The 16,318-nt window shown below is 60.5% G+C and carries 13 protein-coding genes; 11 read left to right on the top strand and 2 right to left on the bottom strand.

Annotated elements, in window-relative coordinates:
• Nucleotides 1–79: 79 nt before the first annotated feature.
• Nucleotides 80–1,477, bottom strand: a complete 1,398-nt coding sequence (locus ACVOMF_RS03440) for a DEAD/DEAH box helicase (protein WP_481508026.1) — start codon at nucleotides 1,475–1,477, stop codon at nucleotides 80–82.
• 15 nt (nucleotides 1,478–1,492) lie between these two features.
• Here ACVOMF_RS03440 and ACVOMF_RS03435 point away from each other — a divergent pair, with 15 nt between their 5' ends.
• From ACVOMF_RS03435 to maiA, 3 genes are all read left to right on the top strand, one after another.
• Nucleotides 1,493–1,786 (top strand): hypothetical protein, encoded by a 294-nt coding sequence (locus ACVOMF_RS03435; RefSeq protein WP_481508025.1) that lies wholly within the window; start codon nucleotides 1,493–1,495, stop codon nucleotides 1,784–1,786.
• 64 nt (nucleotides 1,787–1,850) lie between these two features.
• Nucleotides 1,851–2,840, top strand: coding sequence for a fumarylacetoacetate hydrolase family protein (locus tag ACVOMF_RS03430; RefSeq protein WP_481508024.1), 990 nt, complete (start codon nucleotides 1,851–1,853; stop codon nucleotides 2,838–2,840).
• An 89-nt stretch (nucleotides 2,841–2,929) separates the two neighbouring features.
• Nucleotides 2,930–3,586: a maleylacetoacetate isomerase gene (gene maiA / locus ACVOMF_RS03425; protein WP_481508023.1), complete on the top strand. Its 657-nt coding sequence runs from the start codon at nucleotides 2,930–2,932 to the stop codon at nucleotides 3,584–3,586.
• A 224-nt stretch (nucleotides 3,587–3,810) separates the two neighbouring features.
• Here the strand turns inward: maiA and ACVOMF_RS03420 are convergent, their stop codons facing one another.
• Nucleotides 3,811–4,941: a PilT/PilU family type 4a pilus ATPase gene (locus ACVOMF_RS03420; protein WP_481508022.1), complete on the bottom strand. Its 1,131-nt coding sequence runs from the start codon at nucleotides 4,939–4,941 to the stop codon at nucleotides 3,811–3,813.
• 97 nt (nucleotides 4,942–5,038) lie between these two features.
• On the opposite strand from ACVOMF_RS03420, the gene ACVOMF_RS03415 reads away from it, so the two are divergent.
• The 8 genes from ACVOMF_RS03415 (at nucleotide 5,039) to ACVOMF_RS03380 (ending at nucleotide 16,168) form a co-directional block, all read left to right on the top strand.
• Complete coding sequence (locus ACVOMF_RS03415) at nucleotides 5,039–5,425, top strand: DUF4398 domain-containing protein (protein ID WP_481508021.1); 387 nt, start codon at nucleotides 5,039–5,041, stop codon at nucleotides 5,423–5,425.
• The gene (locus tag ACVOMF_RS03410) at nucleotides 5,425–6,306 is read left to right on the top strand and encodes an OmpA family protein (protein ID WP_481508020.1); all 882 of its coding nucleotides are present in this window, start codon (nucleotides 5,425–5,427) and stop codon (nucleotides 6,304–6,306) included. Before ACVOMF_RS03415 ends, ACVOMF_RS03410 begins: the two co-directional genes overlap by 1 nt.
• 328 nt (nucleotides 6,307–6,634) lie before the next feature.
• Nucleotides 6,635–6,853, top strand: a complete 219-nt coding sequence (locus ACVOMF_RS03405; protein ID WP_481508019.1) for an HP1242/YdcH family protein — start codon at nucleotides 6,635–6,637, stop codon at nucleotides 6,851–6,853.
• 180 nt (nucleotides 6,854–7,033) lie between these two features.
• Nucleotides 7,034–8,404, top strand: coding sequence for a pyridoxal-phosphate dependent enzyme (locus tag ACVOMF_RS03400; protein WP_481508018.1), 1,371 nt, complete (start codon nucleotides 7,034–7,036; stop codon nucleotides 8,402–8,404).
• 85 nt (nucleotides 8,405–8,489) lie between these two features.
• On the top strand, nucleotides 8,490–9,686 hold the full coding sequence (locus ACVOMF_RS03395; RefSeq protein WP_481508017.1) for a cystathionine gamma-synthase: 1,197 nt from the start codon (nucleotides 8,490–8,492) through the stop codon (nucleotides 9,684–9,686).
• 2 nt (nucleotides 9,687–9,688) lie between these two features.
• Nucleotides 9,689–10,483 (top strand): ABC transporter permease, encoded by a 795-nt coding sequence (locus ACVOMF_RS03390; RefSeq protein WP_481508016.1) that lies wholly within the window; start codon nucleotides 9,689–9,691, stop codon nucleotides 10,481–10,483.
• Nucleotides 10,473–11,828, top strand: a complete 1,356-nt coding sequence (locus ACVOMF_RS03385; protein ID WP_481508015.1) for an ABC transporter ATP-binding protein — start codon at nucleotides 10,473–10,475, stop codon at nucleotides 11,826–11,828. Before ACVOMF_RS03390 ends, ACVOMF_RS03385 begins: the two co-directional genes overlap by 11 nt.
• A gap of 2 nt (nucleotides 11,829–11,830) precedes the next feature.
• Nucleotides 11,831–16,168: a glycosyltransferase gene (locus ACVOMF_RS03380; protein ID WP_481508014.1), complete on the top strand. Its 4,338-nt coding sequence runs from the start codon at nucleotides 11,831–11,833 to the stop codon at nucleotides 16,166–16,168.
• Nucleotides 16,169–16,318: the final 150 nt, after the last annotated feature.

Here is a 16,318-nt window from a genome sequence, read left to right as displayed (position 1 = left end):
AAAACAACACACAGAAACCACAAAGGCCGACGCAATGCGTGGGCCTTTCTTTGCTTCTCATCCCAGCAAAACGCTGGAATCAGGCGCTGGTACGGCTCTGGCCACGGCCACCACCACGACGCTGACCACCACCCGGGTGCGCATCACGACGCTGCTGGCCATTGCCGGCATTACGCTGGCCACCCGGCTTCTGCGGCTGGCCGCCACGGCCGCCGCGCGGTGCATCGCCGGTCGGGCGGCGTGCGGCATGGCCGCCATTGCCGCGGCGTGGTGCCTTGTGGCCGCCCGGATGCTCCGCCTTGCCCGGTGCGCTGTTGCCCCAACGAATCGGGGTGTGCGGCTCAAAGCCCGGCACGTCACGGATGTCCATGTCGCGGTCGAGCAGACGCACGATCTGGCGCAGCAGCTTGGCTTCGTCCTGGGCAACCAGCGAGACAGCCTCACCGGTCGAACCGTTGCGGCCGGTACGGCCGATACGGTGCACGTAGTCTTCCGGCACCATCGGCAGGTCGTAGTTGATGACCTTCGGCAGCTCGTTGATGTCGATGCCGCGGGCAGCGATATCGGTGGCCACCAGCACGGTCACGCGGCCGGCCTTGAAGTCAGCCAGTGCGCGCAGGCGCTGGCCCTGGCTCTTGTTGCCGTGGATTGCCGCGGTCTTGATGCCGGACTTCTCCAGGAAATCCGCCAGCTTGTCGCAGCCGTGCTTGGTGCGGCCGAACACCAGCGTCTGCACGCGGGAATCCTTGGCCAGCAGGTGCAGCAGCAGTTCACGCTTGCGCGCGCCATCCACCGGGTGCACGCGGTGGGTGATGGTCTCGGCGACGGTGTTCTTCGGCGTGACCTGGATCTGCTCCGGGTTGTGCATGAACTCCAGCGCCAGCTGCTTGATGCTGTCTTCGAAGGTGGCCGAGAACAGCAGGGTCTGGCGGTTCTGGCGCGGCAGCTTGGCCAGGATGCGCTTGATCGAGGGCAGGAAGCCCATGTCGAGCATGCGGTCGGCTTCGTCCAGCACCAAGATCTCGACGCCGGACAGGTCGACGCTGCGACGCTCCAGGTGGTCGATCAGGCGGCCCGGGCAGGCGACCAGCAGGTCGACGCCACGGCGCAGCATGTCCAGCTGGTTGCCCATGCCGACGCCGCCGTAGATGCAGGCGCTGGGGATGCGCAGGTACTTGCTGTAGCCACGCAGGCTGTCATGTACCTGGGTGGCGAGTTCGCGGGTCGGTGCCAGCACCAGGGCGCGCGGACGGCGCGGGCCATTGCCCACGCTCTGCGGCGAGGTGGCCAGGTGCTGCAGCAGCGGCAGGCCGAAGGCGGCGGTCTTGCCGGTACCGGTCTGGGCGCCGGCCAGCAGGTCGCGACCGTCCAGCGCAAGCGGAATGGCCTGCTGCTGGATCGGGGTCGGGTTTTCGTAGCCCTGCTCGGCGAGCGCGCGCAGCAGGAAGGGCGCAAGGCCCAGGTTTTCAAACGACATGGAGTACTCCGAAACTTGAAGAACGCGCGCCCGCAGGGGCTTGCGTTGCTGATCACTGAAGACCAGCTGATCTCGGAGCGTTCCCGTAAACCGCGCTGCAAGATCTGGGATGCAACCAACGCGGTGCGCTGGCTGGAATGCGTGACGATAGGCGTCGGAGTGGGGGCGGGCGGGCGGATGGGCCAGATGGCCGCTGATCCTGCACCGCCGGCGATCCCTGAGGGAAACGGACGGCCGCTGGCAGACCGCGCTAGTCTAAGGGATTGTTTCGGCTGGCACAAAAACGCCCGTTCAGCATTCGACGGGTGAGGCTGGTGGTAGCTGGCTTATTCATTACAATTGAAACTTATTTCTCCGCAGACTGGACACTCCCATGAAGCTTGGTTCCCTGAAGGAAGGCGGCCGCGACGGCACCCTGATCGTGGTTTCGCGTGACCTGACCCGTGCGGTGCGGGCCGCTGGCATTGCCGCCACCCTGCAGCAGGCGTTGGAAGACTGGTCGAATCTGGCGCCGCGGCTGAACGCGTTGTCCGAGCAGCTCAATGCCGGCGCCGTGGAAGGCGAGTTTGCCGTGGACATGCAGGCGCTGGCCGCGCCGTTGCCGCGCGCCTATGAATTCGTCGATGGCAGCGCCTACTTGCCGCACGTGGCACGGGTGCGCAGGGCGCGTGGTGCCGAAGTGCCGGAAAGCTTCTACACCGATCCGCTGATGTACCAGGCCACCAGCGCCGGTTTCTATGGCCCGCGCGATTCGGTGAAGGTGATCAGCGAGGACTACGGCATCGATCTGGAAGCCGAGATCGTGGTCATCACCGACGACGTGCCGATGGCGGTGACGCCAGAGCAGGCTGCTGGTCACATCCAACTGGTCGGTCTGGTCAATGACGTCAGCCTGCGCAACCTGATCCCGGGCGAACTGGCCAAGGGCTTTGGCTTCCTGCAGTCCAAACCGCGCTCGGCGCTGAGCCCGGTGTTCGTGACCCCGGACGAACTGGGCGCTGCCTGGCAGGACAGCAAGCTACACCTGCCGCTGGTGACCCACATCAATGGCAAGTGGTTCGGCGCGCCGGAAGCCGGCGTGGACATGCAATTCAACTTCGCCCAGCTGGTAGCGCACGCAGCCAAGACCCGGCCGCTGTCGGCTGGTGCGATTGTCGGCTCGGGCACCATCGCCAACGAAGACACCGCACTGGGTGCCTCCTGCTTTGCCGAACAGCGCACCGTCGAAACCCTGCGCGATGGCAAGCCGTCGACGCCGTTCATGAGTTTTGGTGATGTGGTGCACATTGAGATGCTGGACCGTGACGGCGTCAGCATTTTTGGTGCGATTGAACAGCGCATCGAGCAGGCTTCGCGTCCCTGATAGAACAGTTCGCGCGTTGGCTGTGCTGGTGGTGAAGGAATCCTCACCGCCAGCCGCTATTGTGGTGGCAGGTGATGGGGGAATCTGACATGGAAGCAGGGCTGACGCTCTACAGTTATTGGCGCTCGAGTGCCGCTTATCGCGTGCGTATCGGCTTGAACCTGAAGGGCCTGGAGTACGCGCTCACACCGGTACATCTGGTGCGTGATGGCGGCCAGCAGCATGCGCCGGATTACGCCGCATTGAACCCGCAGGAGCTGGTGCCGACGCTGCGTCATGGCGAGCGCGTACTGACCCAGTCGCTGGCCATTCTTGAGTACCTGGACGAGGTTTTTCCCGAGCCTGCCCTGTTGCCGGCCGATGCCGGTGGCCGTGCGCGTGTGCGTGCATTGGCGCAGCAGGTCGCCTGCGACATCCACCCCTTGAACAATCTGCGGGTGATGCAGTTCTTCGACCGCGAATGGAACGTGCCGCAGCCCGAGCGCGACGAGTGGACGCTGCACTGGATGCGCACCGGCTTTGCCGCGTTGGAGAAGATGCTGGCAGGTTCGTTCGACACCGGCCGCTATTGCCACGGCGCAGAGCCTGGCCTGGCCGATTGCTGCCTGGTGCCGCAGCTGTACAACGCCCGTCGTTTCCACCTGGACCTGACGCCGTATCCGACCCTGCAGCGGATTGAAGAAGCCTGCCTGGCGCTGCCGGCATTTGATGCGGCCCGCCCGGAAAACCAGATCGACGCGGTTTAAGCCCGGCTGGATGGTTGTGGGAGCGGTGTCAGCCGCGAAGCTGACAATCCATCTGAAGCAGCAGATCACCCAATGCGTGACGGAGCAGCAGCCCGGATTCATCAGTAGCTTCGCGGCTGATGCCGCTCCGACAAAAGCCACAGCAGTCAGGCTTGGCTCATGGCTGCAGCAGCACAAACAAAAAGCCCCGCAATGCGGGGCTTTCTGTTGCACGAACCACCAACTCAGAACCCGTGCGTGATCGCCGCAGGTGCCGACACCGCGAAATCCGCATACGGGTCATGCTCGCCGCTGCCACCTTCGGAGAGGCGGAACTTCAGCGCCAGGCCATCGCGCGAGTCGGCGGCGCGCAGCGCTTCCTCCTGCTCGATGATGCCGTCCTTGGCCATCCGGAACAGGCACTGGTCGAAGCTCTGCATGCCTTCTTCCAGCGACTCTTCCATTGCCTGCTTGATGGTGTGGACTTCGCCACGGCGCAGCAGGTCGCGGATCATCGGCGTGTTGAGCAGTACTTCCGTGGCCGGGCGGCGACGGCCGTCCTTGCCCTTGACCAGGCGCTGTGACACTACCGCGCGCAGGTTCAGCGACAAGTTCATCAAGACGTTCTTGTGCGCACTTTCCGGGAAGAAGTTGAGGATGCGCTCGATGGTCTGGTCGGCGTTGTTGGAGTGCAGCGTGGCCAGGCACAGGTGCCCGGTTTCGGCGAAGGCGATGGCTGCCTCCATGGTTTCGGCGTCGAGGATCTCGCCGATCAGGATCACGTCCGGCGCCTCACGCATCGCGTTCTTCAGCGCGTTGTGGAAGGCATGGGTATCCAGACCGACTTCGCGCTGGTTGACGATGGACTGCTTGTGCTTGTGCAGGAACTCGATCGGGTCCTCGATGGTGAGGATGTGCCCGGTCGAGGTGCTGTTGCGGTGGTCGATCATCGAGGCCAGCGAGGTCGACTTGCCCGAGCCGGTCGAACCGACCACCAGTACCAGCCCACGCGGGGTCATGATCACGTCCTTCAGCACCTGCGGGAGGTTGAGCTCCTCGATGCTGGGGATACGGCTCTTGATCGCACGGATCACCATACCCACTTCGCCGCGCTGCTTGAACACGTTGACGCGGAAACGCCCGGCGTCGGCCAGGGCGATGGCCATGTTCAGTTCCAGATCGCGCTCGAACTGCGGCACCTGGCCTTCATCCATCAGCGAGTAGGCGATTTTCTTGACCATGCCGGGGGGCAGGCCGGTATTGCCCAGCGGGTACAACTTGCCTTCAATCTTGATGTAAACCGGCGCTCCGGTAGTCAAAAACATGTCCGAAGCGTTCTTTTCGGTCATCAGCTTCAAGAAATAGCCGATATCCATGCGAAATTTTCCCCAACAAACGGCGGCGTGCCGTTGCAAGCACGCCTCTGGCTTGACCACAATGGCCGCGCTCAGTCACCCAAGCCACGGCTCCCCAATGAAATCTAGCTTCGCACAATTGAGACGATTCCTGTGTGCTACCGCCTGCACATTCGTGCTATGCGGCAGCGCGCTGGCGCAGGATCCAGGCGCAATGGAATTGCTTGCCGCACAACAGGCAGTGGAAAAGGCCGATCGCGCCGACGCTGACCAGTACGCGCCGGACACGATGGCGATGGCCCGCCAGCAGTTGGGCCAGGCCCAGCAAGCCGCAAGCGACCGCCGCCTGCGCAAGCAGGCGCCAATCCTGGCGCTGCGCGCTGCCGCCGATGCCGATCTGGCGCGTGCGCAGAGTGAGGAGGCCGTCGCACAAGCCCAGTTAGCCCAGCGCAAGGCCGAGGTTGCACAGCTGCAACGCCAGTTGGCGACAGGGGAGGGACGCTGATGCGGATCAGGAATCTGGTGGTTGCAGGTCTGTTGGCCGTGCCCTTGCTGGCACTGGCGGCGGAAGATCCGGCGGTGGCGGCCTTGAACCAGCGTCTGTTGGTGCTGCAGGCCGACATGGCCACGGCCGATGTGGCCTCGTTCGAGAAGCTGCAGGCACAGCAGGCGATTGCGGCCTTGGCCAAGGCCAAGCGCAAGGAACTGGACGATGCCCGTTATCTGGCCGAGCGCCGCGTCGCGATTGCCGAGGCGGCCAGCCGCGCGGCGTTGGCGCGACGTGAGGTGGGCGAGTTGGAGCGCACCCGCAGTGAATTGCTGATCGAGGCCAGTCGTCGTGATGCAGCCCGTGCCCGTCAGGAAGCGGAGCAATTGCGGGTGCAGACCCAGATCCAGGCCGAGGAGGCCGAGCGTCTGCGCCTTGCCGCTGAAGCCGAGACGCTGGCCCGTCAGGATGCGGAAACCGCGCTTACCAGCGTTGCCGGCCGTCAACAGCAGCGTTTGAGCGCGGCCCAGCAGAACGCGGCCAAGCTGGCCCGCGAAGAGGCTGAGCTGGTCTCCGGGCAGAAGTTGCCGGCGTCCAGGTTCGACGGTCGCGGTGAGGTTTACACCTTCAGCGGCGATGCGTTCGCAGCAGGTCAGGCGGCGCTGTCCGGCGGTGCCCGCAACCAGGCCAAGGCGCTGGCCGAGTACCTGAACATCGGCAAGAAGGGCAGGGTCACCATCGAAGCCTATGACAGTGCCAATGGCGTTGGCCAGCGGCGTGCGCAGGCGCTCAAGGACGCGCTGGTTGCAGGTGGCGTTGCGGCCAGCCGGATCCAGGTGACGGGCAAGAAAGCAGCCTCCACCCGGGCCCGTTCAGCCGAAGTCATTATCGCGCCGTGACAAATTTAAATGGCTGAAGTTGTTAGGTTTTTGTCATTCCTGCAGGACTGAATGCGGCGTGGTTTGAATATTCAGTAAACGTTTCCGTATAGCCCTTGCCGGAACCTTTTTGCAGGCGTAGGGTCAATTGTCCGGGCGGCACTTTCGTCGTCCGGACAACGGAGGGCCGAGCCGGTGCAAGCGTGGCGCGAACCAGTAACCGATAGCTCCTGGCAGGTTGGCCGGAGGACGGTTGGTGGTGCCACGGTGAGCGGCTTGGCTTTCCAATCCTGCAACGCCCCGTGCCGCCAGGCCGGGGCGTTCTTGTTTCTGCATGAAGGAGGTAGTCATGTTCGAAGGGCAGCCGCAGAGTGAAATCGACGCATTGGCCAAGGCCAACCCGGAGTTCAAGCAGCTCTACCAACAGCACAAGAAGCTGAACAAGAAATGCATGGACGCGGAGCTGGGTGTACTCCCGATTGATGGGGTCACCTTGGGACAGATGAAACGGGAAAAACTGCTGGCCAAGCAGAAGCTCCTGCGGATTTACGAAAACAGCATCAACTGAACCTTCCCCACGCTAGACCGTTTATGTCGCGGACGGTGGCGGCCTCCTCGTCGGCCGTCATTGTCCGCGTCACTTGGCAGCGTGGTTTCCGTGCCTGAAGGTGTGGTTACCTGACTTTCGTGCACAACCAACGGATAATCATCGGTCCGGCCGCTGCGCGGCGCGATCTGAATCAAACCGATGCCCATCCATTCCTCCATCCTCGAACTCATTGGCAATACGCCCATCATCAAGGCCCAGCGGCTGGATGCAGGCGTGTGTGAGCTGTACCTCAAGATGGAGAGCGCCAACCCGGGTGGATCGATCAAGGACCGTATCGGCCTGTCGATGATCGAGGCCGCCGAGAAGCGCGGTGATCTCAAGCCGGGTGCGACGCTGGTGGAGGGCACGGCTGGTAACACCGGTCTGGGCCTGGCGCTGGTGGCGCAGCAGAAGGGTTACAAGCTGATCCTCGTGGTTCCGGACAAGATGAGCCGGGAGAAGATCTTCAACCTCAAAGCCATGGGCGCCGAAGTGGTGCTGACCCGTTCGGACGTGGCCAAGGGCCATCCGGAGTACTACCAGGACCTGGCCAAGACCGTCGCTGACCGTACCCCGGGCGCCTACTTCATCAACCAGTTCGGCAACCCGGATAACCCGGCCGCGCATGAATTCGGCACCGGCCCGGAGATCATCGAACAGATGGGCGGTGACCTGGACGCCATCGTGTTCGGCTGCGGCAGCTCCGGCACCATGACCGGCCTGTCGCGCGCCTTTGCCAAGCTTTCGCCCAAGACCGAACTGGTGTTGGCCGACCCGGTCGGTTCGATCTTGGCTGAATACATCAACGACGGCACGCTGAACGAAAAGTCCGGCAGCTGGCTGGTGGAAGGCATCGGTGAGGATTTCCTGCCGGATATCGCCGATTTCAGCCGGGTCAAGAAGGCCTACGCCATCAGCGACGCTGAGAGTTTCCACACCGCGCGTGAGCTGCTGGGCAAGGAGGGCATCCTCGGTGGCTCGTCCACCGGCACCCTGCTGGCCGCCGCACTGAAGTACTGCCACGAGCAGACCACGCCGAAGAAGGTGCTGGTGCTGGTGCCGGATACCGGCAACAAGTACCTGTCCAAGATGTATAACGACTACTGGATGCTGGACAACGGTTTCCTGGAACGCCCGCAGTTCGGTGACCTGCGCGACCTGATCCTGCGCCCGTACAGCCAGCGCGACACCGTGGTGGTGGGCCCGAAGGACCTGCTGACCACCGCCTATCAGCGCATGAAGCTGTACGACGTGTCGCAGCTGCCGGTGATGGATGGCAGTCAACTGGTCGGCATCATCGACGAAAGCGACGTGCTGCTGCACGTTTACGGCGATGAGGCGCGTTTCCGTGACCCGGTGTCGGTGGCCATGGTCAGCAAGCTGGACCGCTTGGACGTCAAGTCTCCGATCGAAGCCCTGTTGCCGGTGTTTGACCGCGGCCAGGTGGCGATCATCACCGATGGTGACGCATTCCTTGGTTTGATCACCCGTATCGATCTGCTGAACTACCTGCGTCGCCGGGTTCAGTAATTCCCGGCACGGCCCCTCATAATGGGGGGCTACGGTAGATTCAGACACCACTGATAGAATTTCGCCCCTTTAGCTGGAAGCCCTCATGACGGATCAGCATTCACGCAGCCAGGACGGCGAGCGCAGCCTGTCGCTTGCCACCTTGGCCATCCACGGCGGGCAGTCGCCTGACCCCAGCACCGGCGCAGTAATGCCGCCGATCTACGCGACCTCAACCTATGCACAGTCCAGCCCGGGCGAGCATCAGGGTTTTGAGTACTCGCGCACGCACAACCCGACCCGCTTCGCTTACGAGCGCTGTGTGGCGTCGCTGGAAGGCGGTACGCGTGGTTTCGCCTTCGCCTCGGGCATGGCGGCCAGCTCCACCGTGATCGAACTGTTGGATGCCGGCAGCCACGTAGTGGCGATGGACGACATCTATGGCGGCAGCTTCCGCCTGTTCGAGCGCGTGCGCCGCCGCACCGCTGCACTGGATTTCAGCTTCGTCGACCTGACTGATCTGGCTGCGTTTGAAGCTTCGATCACGCCGAAGACCCGGATGCTGTGGATCGAAACCCCGACCAACCCGATGTTGAAGATCGTCGACATCGCCGCGGTGGCCGCCATTGCCAAGCGTCATGGCCTGATCGTGGTTGTGGACAATACCTTCGCCTCGCCAATGCTGCAGCGTCCGCTGGAGCTGGGTGCGGACCTCGTGCTGCATTCGGCTACCAAGTACCTCAACGGCCACTCCGACATGGTCGGCGGCATGGTGGTGGTCGGTGACAATGCCGACCTCGCCGAGCAGATGGCCTTCCTGCAGAACTCCATCGGTGGCGTGCAGGGCCCGTTTGACAGTTTCCTGGCCCTGCGTGGCCTGAAGACCCTGCCGCTACGCATGAAGGCGCATTGCGCCAATGCGATGGAACTGGCCAAGTGGCTGGAAACCCACCCAGCGGTGGAGAAAGTGATCTACCCGGGCCTGGCTTCACACCCGCAGCATGAGCTGGCGGGCAAGCAGATGGCCGGCTACGGCGGCATCGTCTCGATCGTGCTCAAGGGCGGATTCGAAGCAGCCAGGCGTTTCTGCGAGCGCACCGAGCTGTTCACCCTTGCTGAATCCCTCGGTGGCGTGGAGAGCCTGATCAACCATCCTGCAGTGATGACGCATGCCTCGATTCCAGTGGCGCGTCGCGAGCAGCTGGGTATCAGTGATGCGCTGGTGCGCTTGAGCGTGGGTGTTGAGGATGTGGGAGATCTGCGCGGGGATCTTGAGCGTGCCTTGAATGGAGGGGCCCACTAGCAATGGCGTTCCTCTCTCCATTTGGTAAGCACCGTTCGTTGACGTTCGAATTGACTCAGCGTGAGGTTCTGGGTCGATACCGTGGTGCCAGTTTCGGTCTTTTGTGGTCGTTGATCAGTCCATTCCTGATGCTGTTGGTTTATACCCTTGCTTTCGGCTATCTGATGAAGGGGCGGTGGCCAGGTAGCACGGGATCTACCGCAGATTTCGCCCTGATATTGTTCGCCGGTTTGACTGTGCACGGATTCTTTGCCGAATGCTTCACTCGGGCCCCACAGTTGATCATTGCCAATACCGGTTACGTGAAGCGGGTGGTGTTTCCTCTGGATATCCTTGTGTGGAGCATGACCTTCTCGGGGTTGTTCCATCTCATTATGAACATGGTGGTATTGCTGATCATGTTCTTTTGTATCAAGGGCAGCATTTACCCTACCGCTTTGCTGTTGCCGGTCGTGTTGCTGCCGCTGGTGATATTCACCGCGGGTGTAGGCTGGATTGTTTCCGCACTGGGTGTTTATCTGCGTGACATCGGGCAGATTGCCGGAGTGGTCGCCACGGCGATGTTGTTCCTGTCATCGGCGATTATCCCGGTGGAAACCGTGCCCGAAAGCTACCGAATCATTTTTGAGCTAAATCCGTTGACTTTCATTATCAATCAGGTGCGCGAAGTTGTTATTTGGGGGCGCTATCCGGATTGGACGGGGTTGGGTTTCTATACCCTTATCGCCTGCACGGTGGCCATTTGTGGACACCGCTTCTTCAAGAAGTTGCGCATGGGGTTTGCAGATGTCCTCTGATACCTGCCATGGCGATGTGGTGATCGAGGTCAGTGGGGTGGGAAAGGCCTACCACATGTACGAAAAGCCGGCGCACCGTCTGTGGCAGGCGCTGGTTGGCAAGCGCAAGTCCTTCTACAAGGACTTCTGGGCGCTGCAGGACGTGAGTTTCTCGATCCGCCGCGGACAGACGGTTGGCATAGTTGGGCGCAACGGCTCGGGTAAGTCGACACTGCTGCAGATGATCGCAGGTACACTCAATCCGACCTCGGGGCGTATTGCTGTACATGGTCGTGTGGCTGCTTTGCTTGAATTGGGAAGTGGCTTCAACCCGGAATTCACCGGCCGCGAGAACGTCTACCTCAATGCAACCATCCTGGGCTTGACTCGCGATCAGATCGAGGCCCGACTGGAAAGCATTCTGGCGTTTGCCGACATCGGGCAGTTCATCGACCAGCCAGTGCGCAGCTACTCAAGCGGCATGTCGGTCAGGTTGGCATTCGCGGTGCTTGCGCACGTTGACGCGGACATACTCATCATTGATGAGGCACTCGCGGTGGGCGATGCTTTCTTTTCGCAGAAGTGCATGCGCTTCCTGCGCGATTTCCAGCAGCGTGGAACCTTGTTGTTCGTCAGCCATGACGCAGCCGCCGTGACCAACCTCTGCGAGAACGCGGTTTGGTTGGAAGGTGGCAGGATGCGCCTTGCCGGCACCTCTCAAGAGGTGATCGAGGCATACATGGCTGAGCAGCACATGGTGGGTCGGCGTGAGATCAGCGGTGAGGTTGTCGCGGTCAAGGAGCGGAAGCGCAAGCGGATAGACGATGTACCGGCTGATTTCCGTCAGGAACTGATGCGCCAGGCCGGTATCGTCAATCGGATGTCCGTTTTTGAGTTCGATCCGGACAACGTTGGCAAGGAGTTCGGTGCACAGGGCGCGCGTATTGTTGATGTCGAGCTGATTGATGACAATGAAGGTCGATTGGGCATCGTGGAGGGAGGGGAGCTCGTTCGGTTACGCATCCGCGTCGAAATTGTCCGGCCACTGGAAAGTTTGATCGTTGGCTTCTATGTGAAGGATCGTTTGGGACAACGTTTGTTCGGAGACAACTCCTACTTCGCTTACAAGAACGACCCTGTTGATGCTGAAAGCGGGGACATGTTACTGGCGGCATTTACCTTCCGCATGCCAGTCATGCCTTCCGGTTCATACATGGTAGATGCTGCAGTAGCGTCCGGAGATCAGCACGACCATACACAGCAACATTGGATTCACGATGCGCTTGAGTTTCGCGCGTTGGATGAAACCATGCGTTTCGGCCTGATCGGCTTGCCGATGTTGGCCATCGATATTTCAAAGGAATAGTGATGATCGAGTTCACTGGCGAACGGTTCGTTCCCACCGAACAGGGCGTTATAAGGCAAGAGCACCTGCATCGTTATGCTTGGTGCCAGCGCTTGGCGGCGGGAAAGGACGTGTTGGATATTGCCAGTGGCGAGGGCTATGGCAGTGCGATGCTCGCTGAGGGCGCTCGTTCAGTGGTTGGCGTCGATATCTCCTATGAGGCCGCTGCGCATGCGGCTTCGAAGTACAAGGGGGTAGATAACCTGCGATATGTGCAGGGGTCGGCGGCGGCTATACCCCTTGCCGATGACAGCGTCGATATCGTTGTGTCCTTCGAGACCATCGAACACCTGCTTGAGCAGGAGGAGATGATGGCGGAAATTCGGCGGGTGCTGCGCCCGGACGGGATCATGGTGATGTCGTCGCCGAACAAGGAGATTTATTCCGATCAGGCTGGTTATCACAACGATTTCCATGTCAAGGAACTCTATCTCGATGAGTTCTCCGAACTGGTGTCGCGTTACTTTCCAGCGTCGCGTATGAGTAGTCACCGCATGGCGGTCTGTTCAACCATCACTCCGTGCGAGTTGGATCCTTCCCAGAACTCCTATCAGGCATTGACTGATACAGGTAGCAAGGTGGAAGGACGGGTGGCCGATATCACCGATGCTGTCTATTTCGTCGTCGTGGCTGCAGCCGATGAAGCACTGCTGCCGTTCTTGCCGGCGTCGATGCTCTATGCAGAGTCGGAAGACTTGTTTGCGCACCATCGCGAGGTTGCGAAGTGGGCGCAGGCCCAGGATGCAGAGATTGGCTCTCTGCGTGAGCACGTGCGCCGCGAGCAGACAGAAGTGGTGCGCTTGCACGAGGTGGTCGGTAGTGAGCGCGGTGGCGTTGCCGCACTGCAAAATGCGCTGGCCCAGGTGCGAGATGATTACGCCGTGCTGTTCGGGGCAGGTGCTCTCAAGGATGAGGAGATCAAGTTGATGCGGGGGCGGCTCGAAGCAGCGGAGCAGAAAGAGAGCTTTTCCGCAGCGTTGATGGAAACTTCCGCCGTCGAGCTGGCTTCGTTGCAGGATCTGCTGCGTGAGGCGTTGGCTGAGAAGCATGCCGCGGCTGAGCGTATGGCAACGTTCGAGGCTCGTATCGAGGCCGCTGAAGCTCGCGAAGATACGCTCAAGCGCAGTCTTGAAGACAAGCAGGCCGAGCTGGCTGCGCTGGAGTTACGTTTGAATGCCGAGTTGGTATTACAGGGGGAGCGGAAGCAGGCGGAAATTGCTGCGCTCGAGGATCGTCGCAGAGTAGAGCTGGCTGAGCTCGACGCTCAAATGCAAAAGGAGCTTGTCAAACTTATGGATCGCAGCAAGGGTGAGCTGGCTGAACTCGGAGCGCAGAAGCAAATGGAGCTTGTCAAACTTATGGATCGCAGCAAGGTTGAGCTGGCTGAACTCGGAGCGCAGAAGCAAATGGAACTTGTCAAACTTGAGGGCCGTCACAAGGTTGAATTGGCTGAGCTTGAAGCCCAGAAGCAGATGGAGCTCGTCATGCTTGAAGATCGCCGCAAAATAGAGCTGGCAGAACTTGAAGCACAGAAGCACATGGAGCTTGCCACGCTTGGGAATCGCCACAAGGTCGACTTGGCAGAGCTCGACAGGCTGAAGAAAGTTGAGCTGGGAGCGTTGGATGCGCTCCTCCGAGGTGAGTTGATTGCTGCTGAAGAACGTTTGCAGAGTGAAAAAAAGACGTTTGATGAGCAACTTCAGGCTGCGCTGGTAGATGGACGCAACGCAAAGGAACAGTTCGCTCTGTTCGAAGAGCGCGCTCGTATCTCGCTCGAGCAGGAGCAAGGTCTGAAGCTCGCAATCGACGCGCTGAATGCCGATCTGACCCGCGAGCGCGACAATGCTCGGGTATTGGCCACGGCGATGACCGAGCTGTGGGAGGTTCGCAGGAAGATGCAGGAAGAGCAGGCACTGATCGCGGGCTTGACCGATGCAGGTCGTGCAGAGCTGCAGGAACATCAGAAAGAGATCGAGCGCCTGCGTGACAAGGCCGGCGCCGTGGTGCCGCATACCCAGCCCGATGAGGATGCCGCGAATCGCCATGACGTGGCACTCCTGCTTCATCATTACCGCGCCGAACTCGAGTCGCTGCAAGGCCTCAGTAATCGACTGCTGCAGTCGCGCTCATGGCGTATTACTCGGCCATTGCGTCTCTTGGGCCGAGTCTGGCGCGGGGAGTGGGGCAATGTGCTCCATTCGGTGCGTGCCTCCGGTGTGGCTCAGCATCCTTTGGCGAAGCCGTTCGTGCCCATGGCAAAACGTGTTCTCCTGCGTCGTCAGGAGGGCAGGGTTGAGCCACAAGAAGGCCTCGCCTTTGAGGAGGTGCAGGAAAATCCGGACGAAACATTGCGCCAAGTCCGGTTCCCCGTTGAAGACGCACCCGTGGTGACGATCGTCATTCCGACTTACGGGAACTACGAGCAGAGCTTGGCATGTGTCGCCTCGATTGCTCGGATCGGTGCTGATGTCACTTTCGAGGTGTTGGTGCTGGAAGATGCTTCCGGCGACAGCAATATTGGAAAGCTGGAGTCGATCCCAGGGCTGCGTTATCACCGTAATTCGATCAATCTTGGGTTCCTGCGTTCGTGTAATCAGGCGCTGACCCTGGCCAAGGGGCAGTTCATTTGCCTGTTGAACAACGATACAGAGGTAACTCGCGGTTGGTTGGATGCGCTGGTGCGGGTATTCAGTCTGCGCCCCGACGCTGGTCTGGTTGGCTCCAAGCTGATCTATCCGGATGGTCGTCTGCAGGAAGCTGGCGGTATTGTCTGGGCTGACGGAAGTGCTTGGAATTTCGGTCGCTTGGATGATCCTTCGAAACCGGCTTACAACTATCTGAAGGAGGCCGATTATGTGTCCGGAGCATCAATCATGATGCGTGCGGATGTGTTCCGTGAGATGGGGGGCTTTGATGATCACTATGCTCCTGCCTACTACGAAGATACGGACATGGCGTTCCGTGTGCGCGAGCGGGGGATGAAGGTTTACCTGCAGCCGGCTTCGGTGGTTGTCCACTACGAAGGTGTTTCAAGCGGTACGGACGAGTCTTCTGGCGTGAAGGCTTGGCAAGCGGTGAATCGCGTCAAGTTCCTTGCTCGCTGGGGCGATACGCTGCGCGCAACCCAGTTTGATAACGGCGACAAAGTATTCATGGCGCGTGATCGCTCGCGGCACCGCCGTCGAGTGCTCGTGGTTGATCATTATGTGCCGCAACCCGATCGTGATGCGGGTTCGCGAGCGACATGGCAGGTCTTGGAAATGCTGGTTCGACAGGGCTTTCAGGTTACGTTCTGGCCGGCCAACGCGTTTCACGATCTGGTCTATACCCCGCCGTTGCAGGAGCTGGGCGTTGAGGTGCTTTATGGATCAGAGTACGTCGGCCGTTTCGATTCGTGGATGGCCGAGCATGGTGCGAATCTCGACACCGTGGTGTTGAATCGTCCGCATATCTCGGTCGACCTGGTTTCGAGTGTACGGAATCATTCGAAAGCGACGTTGGTGTACTACGGTCATGACATTCATCACCTGCGCATGCAACAGCAGCTTTTGCTGCAGCCAGACCGTGAGCTGGAATTGGAGACCCGTCGCTTCCGCGTGTTCGAACACGCGCTGTGGGAACAGTCGGATGTCGTGCTTTATCCGTCGACGGACGAAACCACCCATGTACAGACTTGGCTCAAGTCCAATGCGCCGGATTCACGGACCTGCGCCCAGACAATTCCTTTGTACGCATACGACCGGATTCCGGACGAGGGCGTGCCGCCCGCTGCTGCCAGAAATGACATTCTGTTCGTTGCTGGCTTTGCCCATGCACCCAATGTCGACGCCGCCACATGGTTTGTCCAGGAGATACTGCCGCTAGTCAAGCAGCAGATACCTAGTGTGAAAGTGACTCTCGTGGGATCTAATCCGCGGCCTGAAGTGCTGGCTATGGCTTCATCGGATGTGACGGTTACAGGCTACGTAAGTGATGAGACGCTGGCCGGCTACTATCGTCGTTCACGCGTGTCGGTCGCTCCACTGCGATTTGGTGGCGGGGTGAAGGGGAAGGTGCTGGAAAGTCTGCGCTATGGCGTTCCGTGCGTAACCACCTCAATTGGCATGCAGGGTCTGGGAGATGCTGCAAAATTCATGCAGGCAGCCGACGAACCAGAAGCGCTAGCCGCGCACATCGTCAAACTGCTGCAGGATGACACTCATTGGCAAGCCGTATCTTTGGCCGAGCGTGAGTTCATTGATCGTTGTTATTCGCGCGATGCGCTCTGGAACGTGCTCGGCGCCGCTATCGGTGAGCGCTGATAAGGGGGCGTCGGCTTGGTGTGGTATATGAGGGACTATTTTGTGTGGAGCGGAATAGTCCCTGACGGAAGCCTCTCTTTCATTGGGGTGCGTACCAATTTGGCAGTATTTAAATCGCTTGGGATAATTTGTGGCAGTCGCCAGCGTTCC

The sequence above is a fragment of the Stenotrophomonas sp. STEN022 genome (assembly GCF_056760155.1).
The sequence above is the reverse complement of the archived record's forward strand: the minus strand, read 5'-3'. Positions and strand labels throughout refer to the sequence as shown.

Bases quoted from the DNA above. Each gene is read 5' to 3' on its own strand.
- ACVOMF_RS03440 (WP_481508026.1), bottom strand. From the start codon at position 1,477: ATGTCGTTTGAAAACCTGGGCCTTGCGCCCTTCCTGCTGCGCGCGCTC.
- ACVOMF_RS03430 (WP_481508024.1), top strand. From the start codon at position 1,851: ATGAAGCTTGGTTCCCTGAAGGAAGGCGGCCGCGACGGCACCCTGATC.
- maiA (WP_481508023.1), top strand. From the start codon at position 2,930: ATGGAAGCAGGGCTGACGCTCTACAGTTATTGGCGCTCGAGTGCCGCT.
- ACVOMF_RS03420 (WP_481508022.1), bottom strand. From the start codon at position 4,941: ATGGATATCGGCTATTTCTTGAAGCTGATGACCGAAAAGAACGCTTCG.
- ACVOMF_RS03415 (WP_481508021.1), top strand. From the start codon at position 5,039: ATGAAATCTAGCTTCGCACAATTGAGACGATTCCTGTGTGCTACCGCC.
- ACVOMF_RS03410 (WP_481508020.1), top strand. From the start codon at position 5,425: ATGCGGATCAGGAATCTGGTGGTTGCAGGTCTGTTGGCCGTGCCCTTG.
- ACVOMF_RS03405 (WP_481508019.1), top strand. From the start codon at position 6,635: ATGTTCGAAGGGCAGCCGCAGAGTGAAATCGACGCATTGGCCAAGGCC.
- ACVOMF_RS03400 (WP_481508018.1), top strand. From the start codon at position 7,034: ATGCCCATCCATTCCTCCATCCTCGAACTCATTGGCAATACGCCCATC.
- ACVOMF_RS03395 (WP_481508017.1), top strand. From the start codon at position 8,490: ATGACGGATCAGCATTCACGCAGCCAGGACGGCGAGCGCAGCCTGTCG.
- ACVOMF_RS03390 (WP_481508016.1), top strand. From the start codon at position 9,689: ATGGCGTTCCTCTCTCCATTTGGTAAGCACCGTTCGTTGACGTTCGAA.
- ACVOMF_RS03385 (WP_481508015.1), top strand. From the start codon at position 10,473: ATGTCCTCTGATACCTGCCATGGCGATGTGGTGATCGAGGTCAGTGGG.
- ACVOMF_RS03380 (WP_481508014.1), top strand. From the start codon at position 11,831: ATGATCGAGTTCACTGGCGAACGGTTCGTTCCCACCGAACAGGGCGTT.